The following is a 24211-nucleotide window of genomic DNA, read 5'->3' as shown; positions in this document are numbered from 1 at the left end:
ATTTATGACCTTTTAAGCAGCCGGTTCGATATCTTTCCTGAAATGACATACTATAAAGGTGCAGGTATCATCTGAAAGGAGTCATTGATTTTGCAGCTAAGTGTTCTTGACCAGTCACCGATACCGAAAGGCTCTAACGCCAGTATCGCTTTACACAATAGCCTGAATTTGGCAAAGGCAGCAGAAAAATTGGGATATACACGTTTTTGGCTTGCCGAGCATCATAATACGAATGGGCTTGCAAGCTCCTCGCCGGAAGTGATAATTGCCCATATTGCGTCAAACACTTCCAGAATCAGAGTGGGATCGGGGGGAGTATTGCTGCCCCAATACAGCCCGTACAAGGTTGCAGAAAATTTTAAGACGCTTGAGGCCTTATTTCCCGGCAGGGTTGATTTGGGGATTGGCCGGTCTCCAGGCGGTTCCCCGGAAACGAGGCTGGCCCTTACTGATGGGATAAGGAAAAGCTTAAATGAATTTCCACGCCAGCTAAGTAATTTACAAGGGTTCCTTCACGACAGCCTGCCCAATGGCCATCCATTTGAATCGGTAAAAGCTACCCCGCTGACAGAAACTGTACCACAATTGTGGAATTTAGGCATTTCCCATCGCGGAGCCCGGGTTGCAGGTGAACACGGGGTGGGATTTACATATGGACACTTCATTAATCCTGTAAATGGGAAAAGAGCCATTGAGGAGTACAAAAATGGTTTCCAGCCGTCACCCTCACTCGAAAAGCCAATATGGAATGTCTGTATCTTTGTGGTATGTGCGGATACTGAAGCAGAAGCAGAGAGTCTTGCATTGAGCCAGGATATTTGGCTTTTGAACGTTGAAAAAGGCCTGGATACCCGCATCCCTTCATTATCGGAGGCCCGATCCGCTTTTTTGTCAGCAGAGGACCAGGAAAAAATCGGACAAAACCGCAAGCGCATGATAATAGGAACTCCCCAAAAAGTAAAACGGGGGCTTCTTCAACTGAATGAAGACTACAAAACGGATGAATTCATCATCGTTACAAATGTTTTTGATATGGCTGCAAGAGTTCGTTCGTACGAGCTTCTGGCAAAAGAATTTGGAATAATATAATGCAAAAAGGCAGCCGAAAATTGCTGCCTTTTTGATTATTCAGCGTTCAGTATTATTTCTTGGAATGGAGGGATTATCTTCGGGATTGTTTCTGACAGGAGGAGCTGCCTCTTCACCCATATAATTATCACTCACTTGTTCATGGGTGATCGCCAATCCCCTTGAAACCTGGTCATCCCGATTATAATCCGCAACATCGAAAAATCTGCCGGCTATCTTTACACTTTCTTTATTTTTGTCCTTCTGCATGGTGGCCTCCTTTCACCTCAATCAGTATTTTTCTTCAAACTGCCGAAATTCATTCAATTACACTTTTTACCTTTTATTAAAGGAGCTGTTTTGTTAAATAATATAAAAAGCAGGAACGAAAGGAGCGCCTGATTTTGCTTACAAATGAACAACTGGCAGCCTTCCGGGCTGAACTCGTGAAAATGAAAAAAGACTTTGAAGGCACTTTTGACGTTAATGACCACTTTAATTTGAACAGCTCATTAAACCGTGAAACTTCCATTGAGCTTTCTGCCTATGATAACCATCCGGGTGACGAAGGGACGGAACTGTTTGAAAGGGAAAAAGATTTAGCCTTGAACCAGCATTTAGCCTTCAGGATAGAAAATGCAGACAGGGCAATCCAGGCAATTGATAACGGGACATACGGCAAGTGTGAGGAGTGCGGAGAAGAAATACCGCTCGAACGATTACAGGCCGTTCCGGAAACTACCTTTTGTATAAAACATACACCGGAAAGGACCATCCCGCCGAACCGTCCGATCGAGGAAGGAGTCCTTTTGCCGCCATTTGGCAAATGGGACAAAGATGAAAAAGATGAGAATGTTGTCACGGATGCCGAGGATTTTTGGCAGGCGGTCGCATCGTTTGGCACATCAGAAACAGCATCCGATTTTTTCTACACGGATGGCCGCGACCATCGCAATGACTGGTATATCGAGGCTGAAGACAAGATTGGTTATGTGGAGGCGTACGAAAACTTCGCCGCCAATGATATGTACGGCAACGAGGTTGTCGTGTACCCAAATGTCCAGCATCTTCAGTATGAGGAACAGCTCGATGAAGAAGGGCTCATGACACCTTTCGGGGACCTTCCTGCCTTTGAACACGACCCTTATACTGAAGAAGCTGCAGAAAATGGAGAAGAAGGCGGCGGTTAAAAAATAGCCCATTAGATAATGAAAAAATGCGTCCAGCACAGCGGATGCATTTTTTTGTTGGAAAAGAAATTTTTATATTAAATTTTAAGAAAATTATATATATTATAAAAACTGAGAGGTGATTCATATGTCAGAAATACCAAACACGATCCCTTTAACAAAAAAGGGGGAGAAAACAAGGCAGCATCTGCTTGCTATCGCGGAACAAGTTTTTGGAGAAAAAGGTTACTTCAACGCATCGATTGTCGATATCACCCAGCAGGCAAAAGTGGCCCAGGGAACATTTTATAATTACTTTCCATCAAAACAGGCGATTTTTGAAGAGCTCGTGAGAAACATGAGCCAAATTTTTCGCAGTGAAATCCGGAACGCAATCAAGGCGGCTAAGAGTTTTGAAGAATCACAGAGAATAGGATTTAAAACCTTTTTTGCCTGGGTGAAGGATCACCGGAACTTGTACAGCATTGTACAGCAAACCGTTCTCGTAGATGAACAGCTTTACCGCTGGTATTATGAGCGCCTGGCGTCTGGTTACATCAAGGGCCTAGAAGAAGCAATGGGAATAGAGGAAATCAAACAGTATGACACTGAAACAATCGCGTACTGCCTGATGGGAATTAGCCAATTTCTCGGGATGAGGTGGATTTACTGGGAAAACCAGAACGTTCCCGAAGCTCTATTGGAAGATGCGATAGCATTCATTTTTAACGGGTTAAAAAAATAATGGGTGGAGTGATGTCGAATTGAAGGGCATATCATATTGGATTGACAAACGTGCGCTGATGACGCCAGGAAGGACCGCTTTGGCTGATGAAGGCAGGAATCTCACTTATTTAGAAATGAGCCGCCTGATAAATGATGTTGCATTCGCGCTGCAGTCCAGGTATTACATAAAAAAAGGCGACAGGATCGGAATCCTTTCTAAAAACAGTATTTAATTTATTATTGTTCTGTTTTCGGCCGCAAAACTGAATGCGGTAGTTGTCCCGTTAAATATCAGATTGACAGTCGAGGAGCTGGAATTCCAGGTAAAAGACAGCGGCCTTCAGACTGTGATAGTTGACGATGGGCACTATCATAAGGGACTGGAATTAAGAGAGGGGACCGGCTATCAAAACCTTGTAGCATTCAAAGATCTAGGTTGTTCAGAGCCGCCAACTGCCATCACTGTGGACGAAGTTGACACTGAAGCTCCTTTTATTATCTGTTATACATCAGGCACAACAGGCAGGCCTAAAGGGGCGGTGCTCACACAGGAAAATATGTTTTGGAACGCGCTAAATAACACACTGGCAATCGATATCACTTCTAAAGACAAAAGCATAACGTTATTGCCATTATTTCATATCGGGGGGATAGGGCTATTTACGCTGCCGGTATTATTGGCCGGTGGCACAGTCATGGTTCCGGAAAGATTTGACCCGGTCGAAGCCCTTCATATGATTGAACAATATGGCGTGACGATCATTATGGCGGTGCCGACCATACATGATGCAATCAGGAAGGCACCATACTTCGAAACGGCTAACCTCCAATCGGTCCGTTGGTTTTACAGCGGCGGTGCCCCGTGCCCTGAGGAGCTGATCCGTGCGTTCCTCGCCAGGGGTGTAAAATTTGGCCAGGGGTACGGACTGACAGAAACATCACCGACGGTATTCATGCTGACCGAGGATGATCACCGGCGGAAAGTCGGCTCAATCGGAAAACCAGCTTTGTTCACAGACATCCGCATTGTTGATGAAGAAGGGATGGATGTACCACGTGGCGGGTTTGGGGAATTGCTAGTAAAGGGGCCGAATGTGATGAAAGAATATTGGGGGCTGCCAGAAGCTACACAGAAATCCTTGCAGAATGGATGGTTTGCAACTGGAGATATCGTTACACAGGATGAGGAAGGGTTTGTTTATATTGCCGGGCGAAAAAAGGAAATGATTATATCCGGGGGAGAAAACATCTATCCTCTTGAGGTGGAAAAAGTGATTTACGAACATCCTGATATAGAAGAGGCAGCTGTGATTGGCGTCCCCCATGAAAAATGGGGGGAAACGCCTCTGGCCATCATAGTCCTGAAGGCAGGGGCAATCCTTTCAGAAGAAGAATTGAAGGCATTTTGCAGTGGAAGGCTGGCACGGTATAAGGTACCCGGTTCATTCAAAAATGTAAGCGCTTTACCTAAAAATGCAACCGGAAAAATTGATAAAGCCACCTTGAAAAAAATCTATTGGGAACAGGAGGTGATTTAAATGACAGACTTTTACGTTGGCCAGACGGCAAGCTTTAGCAGAACAGTCACAGAAACAGATATCGTCATGTTTGCCGGCTTGAGCGGTGATTACAATCCAGTACACATGGATAACCAATATGCGGCTGGGACCCGCTTTGAGGGCCGTATTGCCCATGGCATGCTGACTGCGGCGTTTTTCTCCAGATTGCTCGGTATGGAGCTGCCTGGCAAGGGAGCAATTTATCTTGAACAATCATTGAAGTTTAAAAAGCCTGTTTTTATCGGAGATACAGTCACGGCTACAGCCAAGATCGTTGACATTGACCATGATCGGGGAATTCTGACGCTGCAAACGGCATGCTGTAACCAGGATGACGTAATTGTTTTACATGGTGAAGCCCGTATGATGGTCCCCAGGGAAGGAGCAAAGATATGATACAGATTGTCAGGACAAGCAGCTATTTTCCCGCAGGGGTTGAAACAGCGGCAGATCTTGAGGCGAAAACTGGCATTCCAGAGAACATTATCAAGGAAAAGTTCGGGCTGTTCGAAAAGCATGTTGCCTTTACCGCCATGCATGCATCAGACATGGCGGTAAAGGCTGCCCAACCATTGGTGGAATTGGCCGGCCCGCAAAACATAGATGTGATAATCTACTTTGGAAGTCCATTCAAGGAGTACCAGGTATGGTCTTGTGCCCCGAAAATTCAATACGAGCTCGGTGCAAAAAATGCGTACGCTTTTGAAATGATGAACGTAAGTTCTTGTTTTCCAATTGCACTTAAAGTTGCAAAGGATATTTTAACGTCTGACCGGACAGTAAACAATATTCTGCTTGCCGGAGGCTGCAAGGAATCACAAATAATAGATTACGAGAACCCACGCTCAAGATTTATGTTCAATTTTGCAGATGGAGGGGCAGCCGCACTGCTGTCAAGAAATAACGGGAAATTCGCTATACTAGAGTCTGCGATTTGCACAGATGGTTCATTTCATGACGACATCAAAGTCCCAGCGGGCGGATCCGCAATGCCTGCCTCACATCAAACAGTCGAAAACAACCTCCATTTCATCGATGTAAAAGACCCCTCAGATATGAAAACCAGGCTTGATCCTGTATCTGTTGCCAATTTTATTAAAGTTGTCTCGGAGTCGCTTGAAAAAAGCGGCTATACCATCCATGACATCGATATGCTGCTCCCCCTGCATACAAAAAGGTCGATGTTCCTTGAACTTCTTGCCGGCCTGCACCTGACCGAGGAGAAAGCAGTATATCTTGACCACCATGGCCATATGTCGGCGCTTGACCCTTGTATAGCATTGGACTTTGCCGAATCCCACAAAAAGCTTAAAAAAGGTGATGTCATCGTGGCGGTCAGTGCCGGCACCGGATATACATGGGCAGCCACCACTTTGAAGAAGGTACAGGATTAGTGCGCAGTAACCTGTAAACTCATCAAAGCCTTTGAAAGTGATAGGGCAAGGAGCTTTCCGCTTTTTGTCTTTGTAACTATTTTGTAACTAGATGATTTTATGATGGTACCAAAGCCTGGTGATGCTTTATGAATCGAATTTTTTAAGGGGGAAAGTAAATGAAAGCGTTAACAAGGAACTTTGCCTTTGTAAGCTTGCTAGTTTTTTTGGTGGTATTTGCAAGTGCGTGCAACTCAGATAAAACAGGAAGTGCAGGCGGAAAAGAAGATGGAGGCAAGGAAGCGAACAGTGAGCCGATTAAAATCGGCGTGCTTGCATCACTGACGGGCGGCCTGGAATCCTATGGAAAACAGACGCTCCGTGGTTTCGAGCTTGGGCTTGAATATGCAACCGATGGAAAAATGGAAGTCGCCGGCCGCAAGATTGAGTTCATTAAAGAAGATACCGAGACTAAGCCGGAGGTGGCAGTCCAAAAAGCGACAAAGCTGCTTGAGGAGGACGAAGTAGATTTCCTTGTCGGTTCTTCAAGTTCTGGAGATACACTTGCTGTTTTGCCACTTGCCGAAGAGTATGAAAAGATCATGGTCGTCGAGCCGGCTGTAGCCGACAGCATTACCGGATCTGAATTTAATGACTATATTTTCCGGACGGCACGCAACTCATCACAGGATGCAGTAGCTGGAGCCGCGGCAATCGCAAAAAAAGGCGTGAAAATTGCAACACTTGCGCCGGATTACTCCTTTGGCCGCGATGGGGTTGCTGCATTTAAAGAAGCAGCCAAGAAGCTCGGTGCCGAAATTACCCACGAAGAATATGCAGACCCTGCTGCAACTGATTTCACATCAAATATTCAAAAGATCATCGATAAAAAGCCTGACTATTTATATGTCATCTGGGCCGGCGCCAACACTCCATGGAACCAGATCCAGGATATGAAAGTCCAGGAAAAAGGAATCAAAATTTCAACCGGTGTTGCCGATATTGCCACATTGCCCACAATGAAACCATTAGTTGGCATGGAAGGATTTACGGTCTATTATCATGACCTTCCGAAGAATGATGTAAATGACTGGCTTGTTGAGGAACATAAAAAACGGTTTAACGGCGAGGTGCCAGATCTGTTTACACCAGGCGGGATGAGTGCTGCGATCGCAATTGTTGAGGCCTTGAAGAAAACAAAAGGAGACACCGATGTTGACAAGCTGATCGAAACAATGGAAGGAATGAGCTTTGACTCGCCAAAAGGAAAAATGACCTTCCGGCCGGAAGACCATCAGGCCCTGCAATCTTTATATGCAGTTAAGCTTGTGAACAAGGATGGTGTTGATTACCCTGTTCCTGTCCTGATCCGGGAATTGAAGCCTGAAGAAACAGAACCTCCTGTACGCAATTAATCTTCATAATGAACTTCGGTGCGTTGCCGAAGTTCATTCTTGTTCAAAATTATCCAGGGTGGTGAATATATTTGGCTGCATTGTTAGAGACGAAAGATTTATCCATTTCCTTTGGCGGCCACACGGCGGTTGATTCAGTCTCCATTTCAGTGCCGGACAATCATTTTAAATCGATTATCGGCCCGAACGGCGCCGGAAAAACGACATTTTTTAATTTGCTGAGCGGCCAGCTAATCCCGACAAACGGACAAATATTTTTCAAAGGAAATGAAATTACAAAATTGTCCCCTACGAAACGGACACGGGCTGGCATAGGGCGTTCCTTTCAAATAACAAACGTATTCCCGAACCTGACAGTGCTCGAAAATGTCCGGCTTGCAGTACAGTCACAGGCCGGTGTCCGTTATAAAATGGTGAGCCACTATGAAAGGTTCAGGCAATTTGAGGAACAGGCTGTTGAATGGCTGAAACTTGTGCTGCTGAATGATAAACACTCTGCACTCGCCCGAAATCTTGCCCATGGGGAAAAAAGGAAGCTGGAGATTGCAATGCTCCTGGCGTTGAACACAGAAGTCCTGCTGCTGGATGAGCCGACTGCCGGCATGTCGTTGGAAGAAGTGCCCGCCATTCTTGAAGTCATCCGTAAAATAAAGCAGGCAGGCGACAGGACCATCATTTTGATCGAACACAAAATGGATATGATCATGGATCTGTCCGATTCGGTCATGGTGCTGTTCAACGGAAAGCTTTTGGCAGACGGCACCCCGGAGGAAATCATGAAAAATGAGACCGTCCAATCTGCATACCTGGGAGGGCTGCATAATGAACATGCTGCTGAAGCTTGACCAAATCGAAACCTATATCGGCCAGTACCACATCCTGCAGGGTGTCTCGTTTGAGGTCCCAAAGGGTGAGGTAACGGTATTGCTGGGCCGCAACGGTGCCGGCAAGACTACTACGTTAAGGACGGTCATGGGGCTCAATCCCCCGGCAAAAGGCACCGTCCAATACCGCGGGGAACAAATTCAAAACCTGCCAACCCATACAATAGCGAGGAAAGGCATTGGCTATGTTCCCGAGGATCAGGGGATATTTGCCGATTTGACGGTAGGAGAGAATATAAAAGTCGCCATGAAAAAAGAAAATGAAGAAACATCGCGGCGTCTAGACTGGATACTGGAACTGTTTCCGGATTTAAAAAGATTTTGGAAAAAGCCAGGCGGATTGTTGAGCGGGGGGCAAAAACAGATGCTTTCTATCGCCCGTGCCTATGTAAATGAAAATGACCTGCTGCTAATCGATGAGCCGAGCAAAGGCCTTGCGCCGATCGTAGTTGAAAAGGTAATGGAATCGATCAGGCAGATGAAAGAGAAAACCACCATTATCCTTGTTGAGCAGAACTTTATGATGGCAAGTACAATCGGGGACCGGTTCTACATTATTGACGACGGAAAAACCGTATCGAATGGTCCGATGCATCTTCTCAAAGAAGATGAGGAAATGAGGAGAAAATACCTCGGCATCGCTTAGAAGGGAGGAATATCGATGGAAGTTTTGTTGAATCTTGCTTTGAACGGCCTGGCAACAGGGATGCTCGTATTCCTCCTCGCTGCCGGACTAACCTTGATTTTTGGCTTGATGGATGTGCTTAATTTTGCCCACGGCGGCCTGTTTGCCTGGGGAGCGTACAGCGGCATCTGGGTTTATTCTTCAACCGGCAGCTTTGTGGCGGGTATCATTGGTGCCATCGCAGCTGGTTTAATCCTGGGGATTCTAACCGAACAATGGATCATCAAGCCTGTCTATGGGAACCACGTACAGCAAATCCTTATCACTCTTGGTTTTATGCTTGTATTATCTGAGCTTTTAAAAGTCGTTTGGGGGCCGAACCAGATATCTGCTGCCGTTCCGGACTACCTCGCGGGAAGCTGGGAAGCAGGCGGTGTCACCATCATTAAATACAGGGTGTTTATTATTGCCATCGGGCTGCTTGTATTCCTGCTTGTCCAGTTTGTGCTGAAGAAGACGAAAATCGGGCTCGTCGTCCGGGCTGGCGTCATGAATAAAGAAATGGTCCAGGCGCTGGGGATTAACATCCAACGGGTGTTTATGTTTGTGTTCATGATTGGCTCCGCCATGGCCGCACTAGGCGGGATGCTCCTTGGTCCATATTCGGGGGTCATTTATGCCGACATGGGTATGGAGTTTGCAATACTTGCCTTTATCGTAGTCGTAATCGGCGGCATGGGAAGCTTTTCAGGGTCCATCCTTGCTGCCATTCTGGTTGGTTTGTCCGGGTCATTCATGGCTTATTATGTGCCGGACCTGGCGTTGGCCGGAAATATGCTGCTGATGGCGGCCGTGCTGATATTCAGGCCTCAGGGCTTGTTCGGGGCAAAGGGGTGAGCGGGATGAAATGGCTGTCAAACCATCGTGTCAATATGTTTTATCTAATCGTTGCGACTTTCCTCACAGCGTTGCCGTTTGTGTATGATTCACGGAGCATGCTCATCCTTTTATCACAAGTGTTCATTTTTGCCGTCTTTGCAATGAGCTATGATATCCTGCTGGGCTACACAGGCATCGTCTCGTTCGGCCATGCGATGTTCTTTGGGATCGGGGCCTATACTGTCGGCGTTTTTATGAAACGGTATGAACCGGAAACAAGCTATTTCCTGCTCGCCGTCCTGGTGACCATCTTTTTGACAGCAATCATCAGCTATATCGTTGGCCTGCTGACATTGCGGCTGAAAAGCCACTTTTACGCGATGCTCACCATGGCGTTCGCAGGGCTGTTCCTGGTGCTTGCCGAAAAATGGCGGACCATCACATATGGTAATGATGGTTTTACCTTCCGGGTGCCTGATTTCCTGAAGGACCGTGCTGATTTTTATCTTATCTGCCTTGCGGTGATGGTGGCCGTATTCTTAATTTTGAAAAGGTTCACGAACTCTCCGCTTGGAAAAGTGCTTCAGGCGATCAGGGAGAATGAGCAGAGGACAGAATCATTAGGTTACAGTATTTTGCAGTATAAAATCATCGCGAGTGTCATTTCCGGCGTGCTGGCCGGAATAGCGGGCATTTTGTACGCAGTATCATTGAGATTTGTCAACACGAGCGTGTTTACGATGGATATTACGCTTGATGCGCTGTTGATGACGATTATCGGCGGGGTCGGGACGCTGGTTGGCGCGATTTTAGGGGCTGGTATCATTGAATTCGCCCATCACTGGCTGACAGAGCTCGCGAAGGTCCACTGGATTTTTGAGCGCTGGATCATATTCTTTGGAATTGTCTATATTCTCGCCGTGATGTTCTTCCCGCAAGGCATTGTCGGTACATTAAAAAATATTAATTTTAAGCGGAATAAAAAACAGCCTGAGACTCTCAGTGCCAAACAAAAACCTGTCAGTCAGGGGGAGTGACTGTGGATACAACACAAATTGCTTCCTTTGTTGTCCGTTTCCAGCTGGCAGAAATCGAACAAGATACGAGGAAAAAGTGCTGGCGTGTGAAAGTGACCCATATCCAGGAAGACAGGGAGACGTTATTTGAGTCATGTGACGAGGCTTTGGCCTTTATAAAAAGTGTAGTAGAAACATGACAGGTTTTGCAGGGAGATGGAGCATTTGGATATCGGAATCTTAAGCACAGGGACGTATATCCCGGGAAATTACATTTCCGGAGAGGAAATTGCCCAACAGACGGGACTTCCTATAAAAATAGTAGAAGAAAAAATGGGAATCATACAAAAGCCTGTTCCCGGCCCTGAAGACCATACATGTGAAATGGGCATAAAGGCAGCCCGGACCGCCATTGAAAAAGCAGGCATCGATCCACTTGAGATCGACCTCGTCATTTACATCGGTGAAGAATACAAGGAGTACCCGTTATGGACAGCAGGGATCAAGCTGCAGGAGGAAATCGGTGCCCGCAAAGCCTGGGCGTTCGATACGGCGCTCAGGTGCGGTACGACGGTCATGGCGTTAAAACTGGCAAAGAGCCTGATGTTGACAGATGGTTCGATTAACACAGTTCTCCTTGCGGGAGGGTACAGAAACGGCGATTTAATTGATTACAAGAATGGGAGAACCCGCTTCATGTTCAACCTTGGTGCGGGGGGAGGGGCGATTCTGTTAAAGAAAGGGCTCAGACAGAATCTGCTGCTCGACACAGCCTTAATTACCGATGGTTCCTTTTCCGAGGATGTCGTGGTTGTCGCCGGCGGAACGAAGAATCCGCTGACAGCCGACGCGCTTGAGAAGGGGCTGTTCCAGCTTGATGTGCTGGATCCTGAAGGAATGAAGCGGCGCCTTGAGCAAAAATCAATGGACAATTTTTTGGCGGTAATAAACGCGTCTGTCGAAAACAGTGGGTATGCGAAATCACACATTTCATATGTCGCCATGCTCCACATGAAAAGGTCGGCCCACGAATATGTATTAAAAGAGCTTGGCCTCGATGGACACAACTCGATTTATTTAGAAGAGTATGGACATATCGGCCAGATTGACCAGATACTTTCCCTTGAACTTGCACAACAGGCCGGTAAATTAAAGGATGGTGATGTAACAGTTCTGGTCAGTGCAGGCATCGGTTATGCCTGGGGAGCAACAACAATTCGATGGGGAAAGGGTGAATAGAATGGAAGAGTTACAAACTGAAAGAGTCGTGATTAAAAAGGTTGACCTGCCTAACGGGGAAACAATAGCTTACCGGAAGCGCGCGGGCGGTGAGAAAAAGGTGTTGCTCATCCACGGTAACATGACGTCATCAAAGCATTGGGATTTGCTCATAGACGCGATGGACGCTGAGTACAAGATTTTCGCGCTGGATATGCGTGGCTTCGGGGAATCCAGCTACGATGTGCCAGTACTTTCCATCAAAGATTTTGCGGATGATGTAAGGATGTTTGTGGACGCCATCGGTCTGCAGGGCTTTGCAGCAATTGGCTGGTCGACCGGCGGGGCTGTCGCCATGCAGTTTGCAGCTGATCATCCAGGCTATTGTGATAAACTCGTGCTGCTTGCCTCTGCCTCCACAAGAGGATATCCATTCTACGGAACTACTGCGGAGGGCGTCCCCGATTTAAACGACCGCTATAAATCATATGAAGATATCAAGGGAGACCAAAGCAGGACTGCAGCCATCCAATCAGCCTATGACACAGGAAACCGCGATTTGCTGAAAGCAGTCTGGAACACCCTGATCTATACTCATAACCAGCCTGAACCTGCCCACTACGAAGAATATGTTGACGATATGATGACCCAGCGAAACCTTGCGGAAGTCTACCATTCTCTGAACACATTCAACATAAGCGGCGCGCACAATGGATTGCTTAAAGGCACCAACCAGGTCCAAGACATTGACATTCCTGTGTTAGTACTAAGAGGCGAGCGGGACCTGGTAATAACAAAAGAAATGGCCGATGAAATTATCGAGGATTTTGATGGCAGGGCCAGGTTTGTAGAATTGAAAGATTGCGGCCATTCCCCGCTTGTAGATGATTTAGATCAGCTTCGCAACGTGATTACCGAGTTTTTAGGATAATGCAATCCATAATCAAGGTTGATAAAGATTAACTTCTGTTCCAGGGTGGTAAACAATAACAAAAAGGAACAGGAGCTGAAAACATGCACGATGAAAAGCGCACCTATTATGTAAGCATAGAAAGCGGAGAAGTATTGGAAGAGCCAGCCGAACTTCAGGGATATTTTAAAATAAATGCGACCGGTGAAGAGGTTAAACATCTGCGGGAGTTTATGAATGAGAACTATAAAGCCGATTTACAGACCTTTGTAAGATCCCATATTCCTTTTAAGGAATACCACAAGGACAAAGAAGACGTAAAATACGATAAGACCATGGATGAAGTCTACGCGTTAATTTATGAACTAGGTGATCAGGAGGCCAGGGACCATATAAGGAACATGGGCATCCTTGACGAAAGCTTGTTGAAAAAAAGCCAGGAACGTTAATCTAAAACCAGCACCCATTTGCGGTTGCTGGTTTTTTCAGCGGAAAAACTAGACTGTAACTCCCCTGTAACTTTTCATTTTTACAATTGAGTCACCAAGGAAGAGAGAAGGAGAGATTATGTTGGGGTGGGAACTCGATTGGCTTAAGAACAGGGCACGGCTCGCTCCGGAGGCTGAAGCAATTGCCGATGCAAAAACAGACCAAATTTGGAGCTATAGCCAAATTGATAAGCGGGCAGAGGCAGTTGCAGCCTGGCTCGTGGCCAGGGGAATTCAAAAAGGTGACCGGGTCGCATTACTGTCGCCGAATAATATTTGTTATTTCGACCTGTTGTTCGCCTGCGGAAAAATTGGAGCTATCTTTGTACCGCTTAACTGGCGATTGTCGATTAAAGAACTTAAATATATATTCAGTGATGCATCCCCAAAGCTGGTTGGATTCCATTCGGACATGGAACACATGGTTACCCAATTTTGTGAGCTGGGCAGCACTTTTAATGTAGATAATGAAGAGTATGATATCATCACCAATTCGGGAGCGTTCATTTCAGTGCCGGTTGATCTGGGATGGGAGGATCCCCTCGAAATCATTTACACGGGCGGCACCACCGGGGAACCGAAAGGGGTGGTCCTTTCGCACCGCGCCATTTTATGGAATGGAGTAAACACAGTGCTTAGCTGGAATTTAACGAATTCGGATATATCGATTACTTATTTGCCAATGTTCCACACAGGCGGGCTGAATGCCTTGTCAATACCGCTCCTCGTTGCCGGGGGAAAGGTTGTCATCGCAAATGATTTTCAACCGGAAAAAGCTGTAGAATACCTGAATTCATTTTATTGTACAGTTGCACTGTTTGTTCCGACGATGTACCACATGATGGTCAAGACAAACGCTTTTCAGAAATCTGATTTCCCGGCGATGAAAGTTTTTCTTTCCGGAGGCGCACCCTGCCCGTTGGAAATATATGATGAGTTCCGCAAAAAAGGACTTGCTTTTAAAGAGGGCTATGGGCTGACTGAAGCCGGTCCGAATAATTTTTACATTGATCCCGGGGACGCTTGGCGGAAAAGGGGTTCAATCGGGAAACCGATGCTCTTTAATTCAGCCGTAATCTTAAAAGAAGATGGTTCAAATGCCCTGGCTGGGGAAGTGGGCGAGCTGCTGATCCAGGGCAAACATTGCTTTTCTTACTACTGGAAAAATAAACAAGCAACAATGGATGCATTAAATGCTGGCTGGCTTCATACGGGTGACCTGGCCAAGAGTGATGAAGAAGGGTTCTATTACATTGTCGGCCGGAAAAAGGAAATGATCATATCCGGCGGGGAAAATATTTACCCGCTTGAGATTGAACACTGGATCTGCTCCCACCCGGGCGTGAATGAAACGGCCGTAATCGGTTTGCCTGACGAAAAGTGGGGTGAAGCTGTGACCGCGTTTGTGGTATTGGCGACCTCTGGCACCATTACGGCCGATGAGATAAAAGAATTTTGCCGGGATAAGCTTGCAGGCTATAAAATTCCGAAAAGGATTTATTTTCTTGAGGAACTGCCGAAAACCCCGGTTGGAAAAATTGATAAAAAACAATTGAAGGATTATGCCATGGCCGGGACGGAAAAGCAGGAATAATGCCTGCCGGGGGAGAAATCATCCCTGGAGGTGAAGCCCATGTTTAAGAACAACTTGCTTTGCGGGAAACGGATTTCCCTGAATCCTTTTAGGGTATCGGATGTCGAGAAGGTGATTGGCTGGCAGTTCGATGAATACTATGCCCGTCACCTGGATGCCCAGCCGTTAAAGCCTAAACGTGAAGAAGACATCAGAAAATGGATGGAGGATGATTCTTGACCGGCTGTTCCGTTTTGCTGTCCGGATGAAGGAAACGAACGGATTAATCGGGTTTGCCGAGGTGGATGTGAATCTCTGGACACATCGAACAGGGTGGGTCGCGATTGGTATAGGAGAAGAAAGCGCCCACGGCAAGGGGCTTGCAGAAGAAGCTATGGTTTGTCTGTTGAATCATTGCTTTCATGAACTCAACCTGCATCGCGTCCAGCTGACGGTTTTTTCATACAATATCGCGGCGATAAATCTATATGAAAAGCTTGGATTCAAAAAGGAAGGAACCTATCGGGAATTTACCGAAAGAAACGGCAGACGGCATAATATGTATTTGTACGGAATGCTCCGCCCGGAATGGAAATCATAGCAAAAAGAAGCATGGCCCTTAAGCTATGCTTCTTTAACCATTTCCGCTTTTCGTTCTTTTGACAGGAGCAGACAAAGCACCAGGTTGACACTGTACAGGACAGACAACAGAAGAAGAATGGCTTGAAAAGTAACAAGAGACACAATTGGCGGGGCAAGGCTGGCACCTGTCAGCAGCACAAATGAATAAAGCGACAGGGCTTTGGCCCGCTCATCCCCGGCAAATGTTCCGATCATCGTGATGACTGTCGGAATCAACAGCGAAATGGACGAGACAAACAGGATCGAAAAAAGGACGAGAGCAACTTGTGAGTCAATCAACAATATCAATATCGTGCTTGTTGCCCCCATGACCAGCCCTGAAATGACTGTTTTCACCTCGCCGTATTTTTCTATCAACTTTCCAGTGAACAACGAGACAATTGCTCCAATCAGCCCCACCATCCGGATTGTGAACAATTCATAATCCGTCCCTGAAAACGACCTGCCAAGTGAATCGTAGAAGGCCACGACCGAAAACAGCAGCGTAAATGCAATCAAATAGCATTTTGCGAGGCTTCCGTGGGTCAATAAAGTCCAGAAAACTTTCCTGAGCGGTGCACCATTCCGGAGCCGTGGCTTCGAATCAGGCAAAACAATCAGTGCGGCAGCGAACAGGATTACATAGGTGACGGCGAAAAAAGTGTACACAGTATTCCAGGAAAAAAAGAGAGTAATGATGGAGCTTGCAACTTGCCCAAAAATGCCGGCAACCAGAAATCCGGTATTGATCAACACGACCAGTAAGGTTCTCTGTTTAAAAGGAAACAAATCATAAGCATAGGCAAAAGCAACTGAAGCGAATGAAGCGATCGTGAATCCTTGTGCAGACCTGCTTAACCAAAGGCTCAAAGGCCCGGAGGAAATACCGACGGCCATCGTTGTCACAGCCGATGCAAGGAGCCCAAAAATCATGATCTTTTTCCGGCCCGTGTAATCAGATACAGGGCCTAAAGACAAAAGCCCGAACCCGTAGAACATGGTAAATAAGCTCCCCGCAAGGACCACCGAGCCTTCAGGCATATCCAGACTGTTGGCAACGACTGCGTAAATTGGTATGAGCGTATAAATGTTGCTCGCCATGAAAATGGCTATGATAGTGAGTATAAATAATATCCTCCGGTACTTTAAAGAAGAATGCAAAATAAATCACCTGCCCCCATCACCATATGCACATTGCAGAGGTTTTGCAGGTTGTTCTGGCAAAAATTAGCGAGCCTAAAGATTAGCTTAAATTGTAAAAATAAGGTATAATAACCATGCAAGTTTGTAGTCTTATCCCAAATTGTTTATAAGAGCACAAAGGCGCAAAACTGCGTCTTTTTTCCTGTTGGTAAAGTGACACTATGATAATATCAAAATAATAGATTAACGCGTATCAGGAAGAGGGGTTACATATGTCCGTTCGTTTCATATTTGGGCGCTCCGGCAGCGGCAAGACGGAGCTTTGTTTACAGGAAATCAGGGACAGGCTGGCTGCGGATCCAGAAGGCAGCCCGATCCTCTATCTTGTTCCGGAACAAATGTCATTTCTGTCAGAGTACCGGTTGTCGACGACACCGGGGCTCGGAGGAATGATCAGGGCACAGGTGTACAGCCTGCCGCGGCTTGCCTGGAGGGTTTTGCAGGAAACCGGGGGCTTCAGCCGCTACCATTTAACAAGCGTCGGGATCAGCATGATGATCAGGAAGATTATTGAAGATAAGAAAGACGAGCTGAAAATCTTCCAGCGGGCCGCGGACAAAAGCGGCTTCATTCAGCAAATGGAACAAATGCTGGCAGAATTCAAGCGGTATTCGATCAAGCCCGAGGAACTGTCCCAACAGTTTCCAGAAGGCGGGCAGGGCCAAAAAGCATTGGCAGAAAAAATCCATGACCTCGACCTCATCTACCGGCAATTCGAAGACGAACTGCTTGGCAAGTATATCGATTCCGAGGATTATTTCCGCCTTCTGGCTGAAAAAATTCCTGCCTCACAATCTTTGAAGGATGCAGAAGTGTATATTGACGGTTTTTACAGCTTCACCCCGCTTGAATATATGATCATTGCGCAGCTGATCAGACACTGCAGGAGGGTTACCATCGCGCTGCCGTTGGACCGGCCCTTCAAAAACGCACCGCCAGATGAACTCCATATATTCCGGATGACTGGCGAAACATGCAGCAGCCTGTATGAAATGATCTCGGCAAATGGGTTTACGCTTGAGGATGAAATTGTTTTAACCGGGCAAAAAAGGTGGAATGAATCTTCCTTGATGCATCTGGAATTAGAGTTTGACACCCGTCCGGCTCCAAGGTACGAAGGCATTGCCGCTCTTCAAATTTGCGAGGCGGCAAATCGCAGGGCAGAAATTGAAGGGGTTTCGAGAAATATTCAAAAATTGGTTAGGGACAAGGGTTACAGGTACCGTGATATCGCTGTTCTGATGAGAAATGGCAATGAGTACCGTGATATCTTGGAAACCGTTTTTGAAGACTATGAAATTCCGGTGTTTATTGACCAAAAAAGAACGATGCTGAATCACCCTTTGATTGAACTGATTCGTTCGTCACTTGAAACCGTGCTCACGAACTGGCGCTACGAACCGATTTTCCGGGCGGTTAAAACCGACTTATTGTTTCCGTTAAATGCCAACATTGACCGTGCGCGTGAACAAATGGACGTGTTGGAAAATTACGTCTTGGCATATGGCATCCAGGGGCAGAAATGGACAAAAAAAGAGCGCTGGATATACCGCAGGATCAAAGGGCTGGAGCTTGAAGATGTCGGCCAGACTGATGCAGAAATGGAAATCGAGCAGGAACTGAACAATCTGCGCCTCATCATTACCGCGCCGCTCCTGAAAATGGCAAGGCGCATAAAGAGGGCGGACAGTGGCAGGAAGCTGTGTGAAGCTGTTTACCTTTTCATCGAAGAGCTTGATATCCCTGCGAAGCTTGAAGCATGGAAAATCAGTGCGGAGAAACAAGGTAGTCTTGTCCAGGCGCGTGAACATGACCAGGCGTGGAACGCGGTGATTGACCTGTTGGACCAGTATGTTGAAATGCTTGGCGATGAAAAACTGACCGCAAAACAATTTGCCGCCATTTTGGACGCCGGATTTGAGTCCCTGGAATTTTCCCTTATTCCGCCTGCGATCGACCAGGTGCTCGTAGCCGACCTTGAACGTTCAAGGCTTGCTGATATCAAGGTTGCTTTTGTGATTGGCTTGAACGAAGGAGTCCTGCCGGCAAAAATTGCCGATGAAGGCATCCTTGGTGATGAAGACAGGGAAGCTTTGATGTCAAGGGGAATAAAGATGGCCCCGGGGAGCCGCACCCGCCTGCTTGATGAAAATTTTATTGCATATAAAGCTTTTACAACTCCTTCGGATCTCCTTTACCTGTGCTATCCGATCGCTAATGAGGAGGGAAAAGCGTTAATACCTTCCACATACATTAAAAGAATGCAAGACTTATTTTCTGATCTTCAGATGCAGTATTTCGTAGCGGACCCGTCCGAATTACCGGAACATGAACAGCTGGAATACGCAGCAAATGAACATACGGCCCTCTCGTATTTGACCTCCCAGCTTCAGTTGAGGAAACGGAATTACCCCGTCCATGATTTTTGGTGGGATGTTTATGATTATTACATCAATGACCACCGCTGGAGGGATGATGCCCGGAAGGTCCTTTCCAGCCTGTTTTATGAGAACCGCACTAAAAGGCTGACTGAAAAAGTAAGTGAAGAACTTTATGGAGAAAAAATCGAAGCCAGCGTTTCGCGGATGGAGCTGTTCAACAGCTGTCCTTTTTCCCATTTTGCCCAGCATGGGCTGAAGCTGAGGGAACGGCAAATATTCCGGCTTGAGGCGCCGGACATAGGCGAACTGTTCCATGCAGCCTTAAAGCATATTGCCGAAACAGTCATGCAGGAGAACCTGTCATGGGCGTCCCTCACAAGGACACAGACAGAAAGGCTTGCGAGGGATGCAGTCGAAAGGTTCGCACCCCGCCTGCAAAACGAAATCCTGCTCAGTTCAAACCGGCATTACTATATCAAGCAAAAGCTTGAAAGCATCATCAGCAGGGCTTCACTTGTATTAAGTGAGCATGCCAAGACAAGCGGGTTTTCCCCAATCGGCCTTGAACTTGGCTTCGGGAGAAAAGGAAAGCTTCCGCCTCTGTCATTTACTTTACGGAATGGCACAAAGATGGAACTGATCGGACGGGTCGACCGGGTCGATAAAGCGGAAGATGATAGTGGCCTGTATTTGAGAGTCATCGACTATAAATCAAGTGACAAAGACCTCAACCTTACAGAGGTGTATTACGGAGTTTCCCTGCAGATGCTGACTTATCTTGACATCATCATCACCTATTCGCAGCAGCTGGTCGGCAGGCCTGCGGATCCTGCGGGAGTCCTTTATTTCCATGTCCATAACCCGATGATAAACGCTTCAAAGATGCTGTCCATGGATGAAATCGAACAGGAAATCATCAAGCGGTTCAAAATGAACGGGCTGCTCCTGGCTGACCAAAATGTCATCCGCCTTATGGACCAGGGGCTTGGGACTGGTGATTCGCAAATCATCTCGGCAGGCATTAAAAAAGACGGCTCGCTTACGAAAAGATCCAAGGTTGCAAGCCGTGCAGACTTTGAGAATTTAAGGCAGTTTGTCCGTAACAAATATATACAAACAGGAAATGAGATCATTAGCGGAGTTGTCGATATAACTCCATATAAATTGAAAGACAGGACGCCCTGTACCTTCTGTTCGTTCAAATCTGTCTGCCAGTTCGACCGGGGCATTGAAACGAACGACTATGTGAAGCTTGCTCCAAAGAATAAAGAAGACGTGCTTGAATCGATAAGGATGGAAGGAGGGGAAATTGGTGAAAGCAATAATACCGCCAAAGCCTGAGCATGCCACCTGGACCGATGACCAGTGGAAAGCGATCATGGCGAAAGGCCAGGACATTCTTGTTGCTGCTGCGGCAGGCTCAGGAAAAACAGCTGTCCTGGTAGAAAGGATTATCAACAAGATCATTTCGGATACCGATCCAATTGACGTCGATGAGCTCCTTGTGGTGACCTTTACAAACGCATCTGCGGCTGAAATGCGCCACAGGATCGGGGAGGCGCTAGAAAAAGCGATCGATGCAGATCCGAAATCAACACATTTAAGAAAGCAGCTAAGCCTGCTGAACAGGGCATCCATTTCCACACTGCATTCCTTTTGCCTTGATGTAATCAGGAAATATTATTACCGCATTGAAATTGACCCTGGCTTCCGCATTGCTGATGAAACAGAAGGGCAGCTGTTACGGGATGAGGTCATAGATGACATTTTTGAAGAACAATACGGTGAGAAAGACAACCAGGCATTTTTCACGCTGGTAGATTCCTTTACAAATGACCGCTCTGATGATGCCTTAAAAGATATCATTCTTGATTTATATGATTTTGCTAGATCCAACCCTGACCCGGAATCCTATCTGGAATCCATCATTTCGATGTATGACGTGGACGAATCCACCCAGATCGAGGAACTGCCGTTTGCAAAGGCACTATTATATGATGTGGAGCTGCAGCTTCAGGGGGCAAGGAAAATCCTCCTTTCCGGTCTTGATTTGACAGGGCTGCCGGGAGGACCTGCACCACGGGCGGCGAACTTCACAGAAGATATCCATTTAGTCGACACTCTTCTGGCTACTAAAAATGAATCATGGGCAATGCTGCACTCGGCCATGCAAAATGTATCTTTTGGAAGGGCAAAAGCATGCAGGGGCGACGATTTTGACAAAAACCTGCTTGAGCAATCGCAAAAACTGAGGGATAAAGCGAAAAAAATCGTCCAGGGTATCCAGACCGAACTTTTCTCAAGAAGGCCCGAGAGTTTCCTGAAGGACATGAAGGAAATGAAACCCCTGATTGAAACCCTGGTGGGCCTTGTCAAAACGTTTGGCGCCAGATTTGGGGAAATAAAACAGGAAAAAGGGCTTGTCGACTTTTCCGACCTGGAGCATTACTGCCTTGAAATTCTCGGAAACCGTGATGAAGAGAGCGGAGCATTGACTCCTTCCGAAGCAGCGCTTTCCTACAGGAACAAATTCAGGGAAGTCCTTGTCGATGAATACCAGGACACAAACATGGTGCAGGAAGCGATCCTTCAATTGGTAACCGCCGATGGAGAAATAGACGGGAACCTGTTCATGGTGGGGGACGTCAAGCAATCGATTTATCGCTTCCGTCTTGCCGAGCCGAATTTATTTTTAGGCAAGTATGGCCGTTTTACACCGGATGGTGAAGGCTCGGGACTGCGGATCGACCTCGCCCGGAATTTCAGGAGCCGCGCTGAAGTGCTGGATGGAACAAACTATTTGTTTAAACAAATCATGGGAGCAAAAGTCGGAGAAATTGATTATGATGAAGCCGCAGAATTAAAAAAAGGGGCCCCATATCCTGGGGAGGACCCATTCCCAATAGAATTGCTTCTAGTTGAAACGGCAGGTGAGATGTCCGAAGAGTCGTCGGACGAACAAAATGAAGCTGGCCCATCAGAGTACGATGCGTTTGATATCGAGCAATCACAGCTCGAAGCACGTCTCATGGCAAGCAAGATAAAAGAAATGATATCCGAAGGACGGCAGGTCTATAATCCGAAAATCAAAGCGGGCAGCCAGGTCAGGTACAGGGATATCGTCATTCTGCTCAGGTCGATGACATGGGCACCGCAAATCATGGAAGAATTCAAGCAACAGGGCATCCCGATTTATGCTAATCTGTCGACAGGCTATTTCGAAGCTACTGAAGTCGCAGTGATGCTGTCACTATTAAAGGTGATCGACAATCCATTCCAGGACATTCCGCTTGCATCTGTGCTGCGGTCGCCAATTGTCGGGCTCAACGAGGAAGAGCTGGGGATCATCCGTATAGCAAAAAAACGCGGAGCTTATTACGAAGCGCTCGCTGAATTCTGCCGGAAAAATCCCGGACCGGATACAGAGGCTTTGTATTATAAGGTAAGGCCTTTCTTTGACCGCCTTAAAGAGTGGCGCTCGAAAGCACGCCAGGGGCCAGTGTCCGATTTAATCTGGCAGCTGTTCAGGGACACGAAATTTTATGATTTTGCCGGCGGGATGCCCGGTGGAAAACAGAGGCAGGCCAATCTCCGGGCTCTTTATGACCGGGCACGACAGTATGAGGCGACTACCTTCCGGGGATTGTTCCGTTTCCTGCGGTTTATCGAGCGGATGCGCGAGCGGGGTGATGACCTCGGCGCGGCACGGGCGCTGGGCGAGCAGGAGGATGTTGTCCGGATTATGACAATCCACAGCAGCAAAGGGCTTGAATTTCCGGTTGTTTTTGTCGCTGGGCTTGCCCGCAAATTCAATACTTTGGACCTTAAGAAGTTCTATATGCTCGATAAAGAGTATGGATTTGCCGCCAAATACGTCAACGCTGAAAAGCGGATTTCCTATCCTTCCCTGCCACAGCAAGCTTTTAAAAGGAAAAAGAAAATGGAGATGCTAGCGGAAGAGATGAGGGTGCTTTATGTCGCGCTGACGAGGGCTAAAGAAAAGCTGTATTTAACCGGGTCTGTAAAAGATGCAGGCAAATCTGCAGAAAAATGGGTCAGCGCCGCCGATCAATCCAGCTGGCTTTTGGATGAATTCCAGCGTGCATCGGCTGACAGCTATCTGGAATGGATCGGTCCTGCCATCATCCGCCACGCTGAGTCGTACCCTTTGAGGAAGGATCAAACGGAGCTGAATCCTCTCATTCCTTCTGAAATTACTGGTCATACTTCACGCTGGAGGATTGAAGTCAACAAGGCTGAGGAAGTCGCGTCCTTGGTTGATGAAGCTGCATTGGAAAAGGACGACAGGCTGATGAAAGTTGCTGAAGGCAAACCAGTAAACGTGGGAACTCCTCTGAAGGGAATGGTAGAAGGGAATCTGTCCTGGCGCTACTCCTATTCGGACGCGAAAAGCCACCGTTCCAAGCAATCCGTTTCAGAGTTGAAAAGAAACCATGAGACAAGGGACGATGAAAGCGGGACAGACATTTTGCGTACGTTTACGAAGCCGCTCCTGAACCGCCCAAGGTTTATGCAGGAGAAAAAGCTGACTCCTGCGGAAAAAGGGACAGCCATGCACATGGTGATGCAGCATGTTGATCTTTCTAAACCAATCAATGCACAGTCCCTAAAAGAGCAGTTGGATGAAATGGTCGAAAAAGAACTGCTGTTGCCTGAACAGCGGGAAGCGATAGAACCGGAATGGATTCTGGACTTCTTTGATTCCACAACGGGGCAGCGGCTCCTCAATGCTAAAAGGGTTAGCAGGGAAGTGCCGTTTTATTTGTCCCTGCCGGCCACTGAGGTTTACCCGGAGTGGAACGGAAGCAATGAACAAATTTTCATCCAGGGTGTCGTTGACTGCGTTTTTGAAGACGAAGAGGGAATGGTGCTGCTCGATTTTAAGACAGATGCAATATTCGGCCGTTTTAAAGGAGGCTTTGAGCAGGCGCGGCCGATGCTCGAAGACCGCTATCGCATCCAGGTTGGCCTGTACGCCAGGGCTCTTGAACAAATCTGGAAAAGAAAAGTCGATGAAAGCTATTTATTCTTTTTTGACGGCGGCCATCTTTTGAAGATGGAATAGACCATTTAAAAGCCGAT

General features: G+C 47.0%; 21 protein-coding genes and 1 pseudogene. 20 read left to right on the top strand and 2 right to left on the bottom strand.

Annotated elements, in window-relative coordinates:
- The first annotated feature begins 87 nt into the window (after window positions 1-87).
- Window positions 88-1089 (top strand): LLM class flavin-dependent oxidoreductase, encoded by a 1002-nt coding sequence (locus CVD19_RS09480; RefSeq protein ID WP_308314863.1) that lies wholly within the window; start codon window positions 88-90, stop codon window positions 1087-1089.
- Window positions 1090-1128: 39 nt separating this feature from the next.
- On the opposite strand, the gene CVD19_RS09475 is transcribed toward CVD19_RS09480, so the two are convergent.
- Window positions 1129-1338: a YozQ family protein gene (locus CVD19_RS09475; RefSeq protein WP_101581591.1), complete on the bottom strand. Its 210-nt coding sequence runs from the start codon at window positions 1336-1338 to the stop codon at window positions 1129-1131.
- A gap of 134 nt (window positions 1339-1472) precedes the next feature.
- Between CVD19_RS09475 and CVD19_RS09470 the strand changes: the two genes are divergently transcribed.
- From CVD19_RS09470 to CVD19_RS09400, 17 genes and pseudogenes are all read left to right on the top strand, one after another.
- The gene (locus CVD19_RS09470; protein WP_101581590.1) at window positions 1473-2258 is read left to right on the top strand and encodes a TraR/DksA C4-type zinc finger protein; all 786 of its coding nucleotides are present in this window, start codon (window positions 1473-1475) and stop codon (window positions 2256-2258) included.
- Between the two features lie 127 nt (window positions 2259-2385).
- Window positions 2386-2982 (top strand): TetR/AcrR family transcriptional regulator, encoded by a 597-nt coding sequence (locus CVD19_RS09465; RefSeq protein ID WP_101581589.1) that lies wholly within the window; start codon window positions 2386-2388, stop codon window positions 2980-2982.
- Between the two features lie 19 nt (window positions 2983-3001).
- Window positions 3002-4501: pseudogene (gene menE, locus CVD19_RS09460) on the top strand (o-succinylbenzoate--CoA ligase).
- The gene (locus CVD19_RS09455; RefSeq protein ID WP_101581588.1) at window positions 4502-4918 is read left to right on the top strand and encodes a MaoC family dehydratase; all 417 of its coding nucleotides are present in this window, start codon (window positions 4502-4504) and stop codon (window positions 4916-4918) included.
- Window positions 4915-5916 (top strand): 3-oxoacyl-ACP synthase, encoded by a 1002-nt coding sequence (locus CVD19_RS09450; RefSeq protein ID WP_101581587.1) that lies wholly within the window; start codon window positions 4915-4917, stop codon window positions 5914-5916. Before CVD19_RS09455 ends, CVD19_RS09450 begins: the two co-directional genes overlap by 4 nt.
- A 158-nt stretch (window positions 5917-6074) precedes the next feature.
- Window positions 6075-7310: a substrate-binding domain-containing protein gene (locus tag CVD19_RS09445; protein WP_101581586.1), complete on the top strand. Its 1236-nt coding sequence runs from the start codon at window positions 6075-6077 to the stop codon at window positions 7308-7310.
- Window positions 7311-7381: 71 nt separating this feature from the next.
- Window positions 7382-8155 (top strand): ABC transporter ATP-binding protein, encoded by a 774-nt coding sequence (locus CVD19_RS09440; RefSeq protein ID WP_101581585.1) that lies wholly within the window; start codon window positions 7382-7384, stop codon window positions 8153-8155.
- On the top strand, window positions 8133-8840 hold the full coding sequence (locus CVD19_RS09435; protein ID WP_101581584.1) for an ABC transporter ATP-binding protein: 708 nt from the start codon (window positions 8133-8135) through the stop codon (window positions 8838-8840). The genes CVD19_RS09440 and CVD19_RS09435 overlap by 23 nt, the downstream gene beginning before the upstream one ends.
- A gap of 15 nt (window positions 8841-8855) precedes the next feature.
- Complete coding sequence (locus CVD19_RS09430; protein ID WP_101581583.1) at window positions 8856-9716, top strand: branched-chain amino acid ABC transporter permease; 861 nt, start codon at window positions 8856-8858, stop codon at window positions 9714-9716.
- 5 nt (window positions 9717-9721) lie between these two features.
- Window positions 9722-10735 (top strand): branched-chain amino acid ABC transporter permease, encoded by a 1014-nt coding sequence (locus CVD19_RS09425; protein WP_101581582.1) that lies wholly within the window; start codon window positions 9722-9724, stop codon window positions 10733-10735.
- A 2-nt stretch (window positions 10736-10737) separates the two neighbouring features.
- Window positions 10738-10914 carry a hypothetical protein gene (locus tag CVD19_RS24665; protein WP_180953564.1) on the top strand — a complete coding sequence of 59 codons (177 nt, stop codon included), beginning with the start codon at window positions 10738-10740 and terminating at the stop codon, window positions 10912-10914.
- Window positions 10915-10939: 25 nt separating this feature from the next.
- Window positions 10940-11953 carry a 3-oxoacyl-ACP synthase gene (locus CVD19_RS09420; RefSeq protein WP_374702874.1) on the top strand — a complete coding sequence of 338 codons (1014 nt, stop codon included), beginning with the start codon at window positions 10940-10942 and terminating at the stop codon, window positions 11951-11953.
- Window position 11954: 1 nt separating this feature from the next.
- A complete protein-coding gene (phaZ, locus tag CVD19_RS09415) occupies window positions 11955-12863 on the top strand; it encodes an intracellular short-chain-length polyhydroxyalkanoate depolymerase (RefSeq protein ID WP_101581580.1) in 909 nt (302 codons plus the stop codon).
- An 83-nt stretch (window positions 12864-12946) separates the two neighbouring features.
- Window positions 12947-13291, top strand: coding sequence for a hydrolase (locus tag CVD19_RS09410; protein WP_101581579.1), 345 nt, complete (start codon window positions 12947-12949; stop codon window positions 13289-13291).
- Window positions 13292-13409: 118 nt separating this feature from the next.
- Window positions 13410-14924: an acyl-CoA synthetase gene (locus CVD19_RS09405; protein WP_257985075.1), complete on the top strand. Its 1515-nt coding sequence runs from the start codon at window positions 13410-13412 to the stop codon at window positions 14922-14924.
- Between the two features lie 39 nt (window positions 14925-14963).
- Window positions 14964-15143, top strand: a complete 180-nt coding sequence (locus CVD19_RS25395; RefSeq protein WP_257985074.1) for a hypothetical protein — start codon at window positions 14964-14966, stop codon at window positions 15141-15143.
- On the top strand, window positions 15133-15504 hold the full coding sequence (locus CVD19_RS09400; protein WP_257985073.1) for a GNAT family N-acetyltransferase: 372 nt from the start codon (window positions 15133-15135) through the stop codon (window positions 15502-15504). The genes CVD19_RS25395 and CVD19_RS09400 overlap by 11 nt, the downstream gene beginning before the upstream one ends.
- A 23-nt stretch (window positions 15505-15527) precedes the next feature.
- Here CVD19_RS09400 and CVD19_RS09395 read toward each other — a convergent pair whose 3' ends face one another.
- Window positions 15528-16685 (bottom strand): MFS transporter, encoded by a 1158-nt coding sequence (locus CVD19_RS09395; RefSeq protein WP_257985072.1) that lies wholly within the window; start codon window positions 16683-16685, stop codon window positions 15528-15530.
- Window positions 16686-16939: 254 nt separating this feature from the next.
- Between CVD19_RS09395 and addB the strand changes: the two genes are divergently transcribed.
- Complete coding sequence (gene addB, locus CVD19_RS09390) at window positions 16940-20449, top strand: helicase-exonuclease AddAB subunit AddB (RefSeq protein ID WP_101581576.1); 3510 nt, start codon at window positions 16940-16942, stop codon at window positions 20447-20449.
- Entirely contained in the window at window positions 20418-24194 is a 3777-nt protein-coding gene (gene addA / locus CVD19_RS09385) for a helicase-exonuclease AddAB subunit AddA (RefSeq protein WP_101581575.1), read from the top strand. Before addB ends, addA begins: the two co-directional genes overlap by 32 nt.
- Window positions 24195-24211: the final 17 nt, after the last annotated feature.

It is taken from the genome of Bacillus sp. T33-2, assembly GCF_002860205.1.
Lineage (GTDB): Bacteria > Bacillota > Bacilli > Bacillales > Cytobacillaceae > T33-2.
The sequence above is the reverse complement of the archived record's forward strand: the minus strand, read 5'-3'. Positions and strand labels throughout refer to the sequence as shown.

Bases quoted from the DNA above. Each gene is read 5' to 3' on its own strand.
- CVD19_RS09475 (WP_101581591.1), bottom strand. From the start codon at position 1,338: ATGCAGAAGGACAAAAATAAAGAAAGTGTAAAGATAGCCGGCAGATTT.
- CVD19_RS09465 (WP_101581589.1), top strand. From the start codon at position 2,386: ATGTCAGAAATACCAAACACGATCCCTTTAACAAAAAAGGGGGAGAAA.
- CVD19_RS09455 (WP_101581588.1), top strand. From the start codon at position 4,502: ATGACAGACTTTTACGTTGGCCAGACGGCAAGCTTTAGCAGAACAGTC.
- CVD19_RS09450 (WP_101581587.1), top strand. From the start codon at position 4,915: ATGATACAGATTGTCAGGACAAGCAGCTATTTTCCCGCAGGGGTTGAA.
- CVD19_RS09445 (WP_101581586.1), top strand. From the start codon at position 6,075: ATGAAAGCGTTAACAAGGAACTTTGCCTTTGTAAGCTTGCTAGTTTTT.
- CVD19_RS09435 (WP_101581584.1), top strand. From the start codon at position 8,133: ATGAACATGCTGCTGAAGCTTGACCAAATCGAAACCTATATCGGCCAG.
- CVD19_RS09430 (WP_101581583.1), top strand. From the start codon at position 8,856: ATGGAAGTTTTGTTGAATCTTGCTTTGAACGGCCTGGCAACAGGGATG.
- CVD19_RS09425 (WP_101581582.1), top strand. From the start codon at position 9,722: ATGAAATGGCTGTCAAACCATCGTGTCAATATGTTTTATCTAATCGTT.
- phaZ (WP_101581580.1), top strand. From the start codon at position 11,955: ATGGAAGAGTTACAAACTGAAAGAGTCGTGATTAAAAAGGTTGACCTG.
- CVD19_RS09410 (WP_101581579.1), top strand. From the start codon at position 12,947: ATGCACGATGAAAAGCGCACCTATTATGTAAGCATAGAAAGCGGAGAA.
- CVD19_RS09405 (WP_257985075.1), top strand. From the start codon at position 13,410: ATGTTGGGGTGGGAACTCGATTGGCTTAAGAACAGGGCACGGCTCGCT.
- CVD19_RS25395 (WP_257985074.1), top strand. From the start codon at position 14,964: ATGTTTAAGAACAACTTGCTTTGCGGGAAACGGATTTCCCTGAATCCT.
- CVD19_RS09400 (WP_257985073.1), top strand. From the start codon at position 15,133: ATGATTCTTGACCGGCTGTTCCGTTTTGCTGTCCGGATGAAGGAAACG.
- addB (WP_101581576.1), top strand. From the start codon at position 16,940: ATGTCCGTTCGTTTCATATTTGGGCGCTCCGGCAGCGGCAAGACGGAG.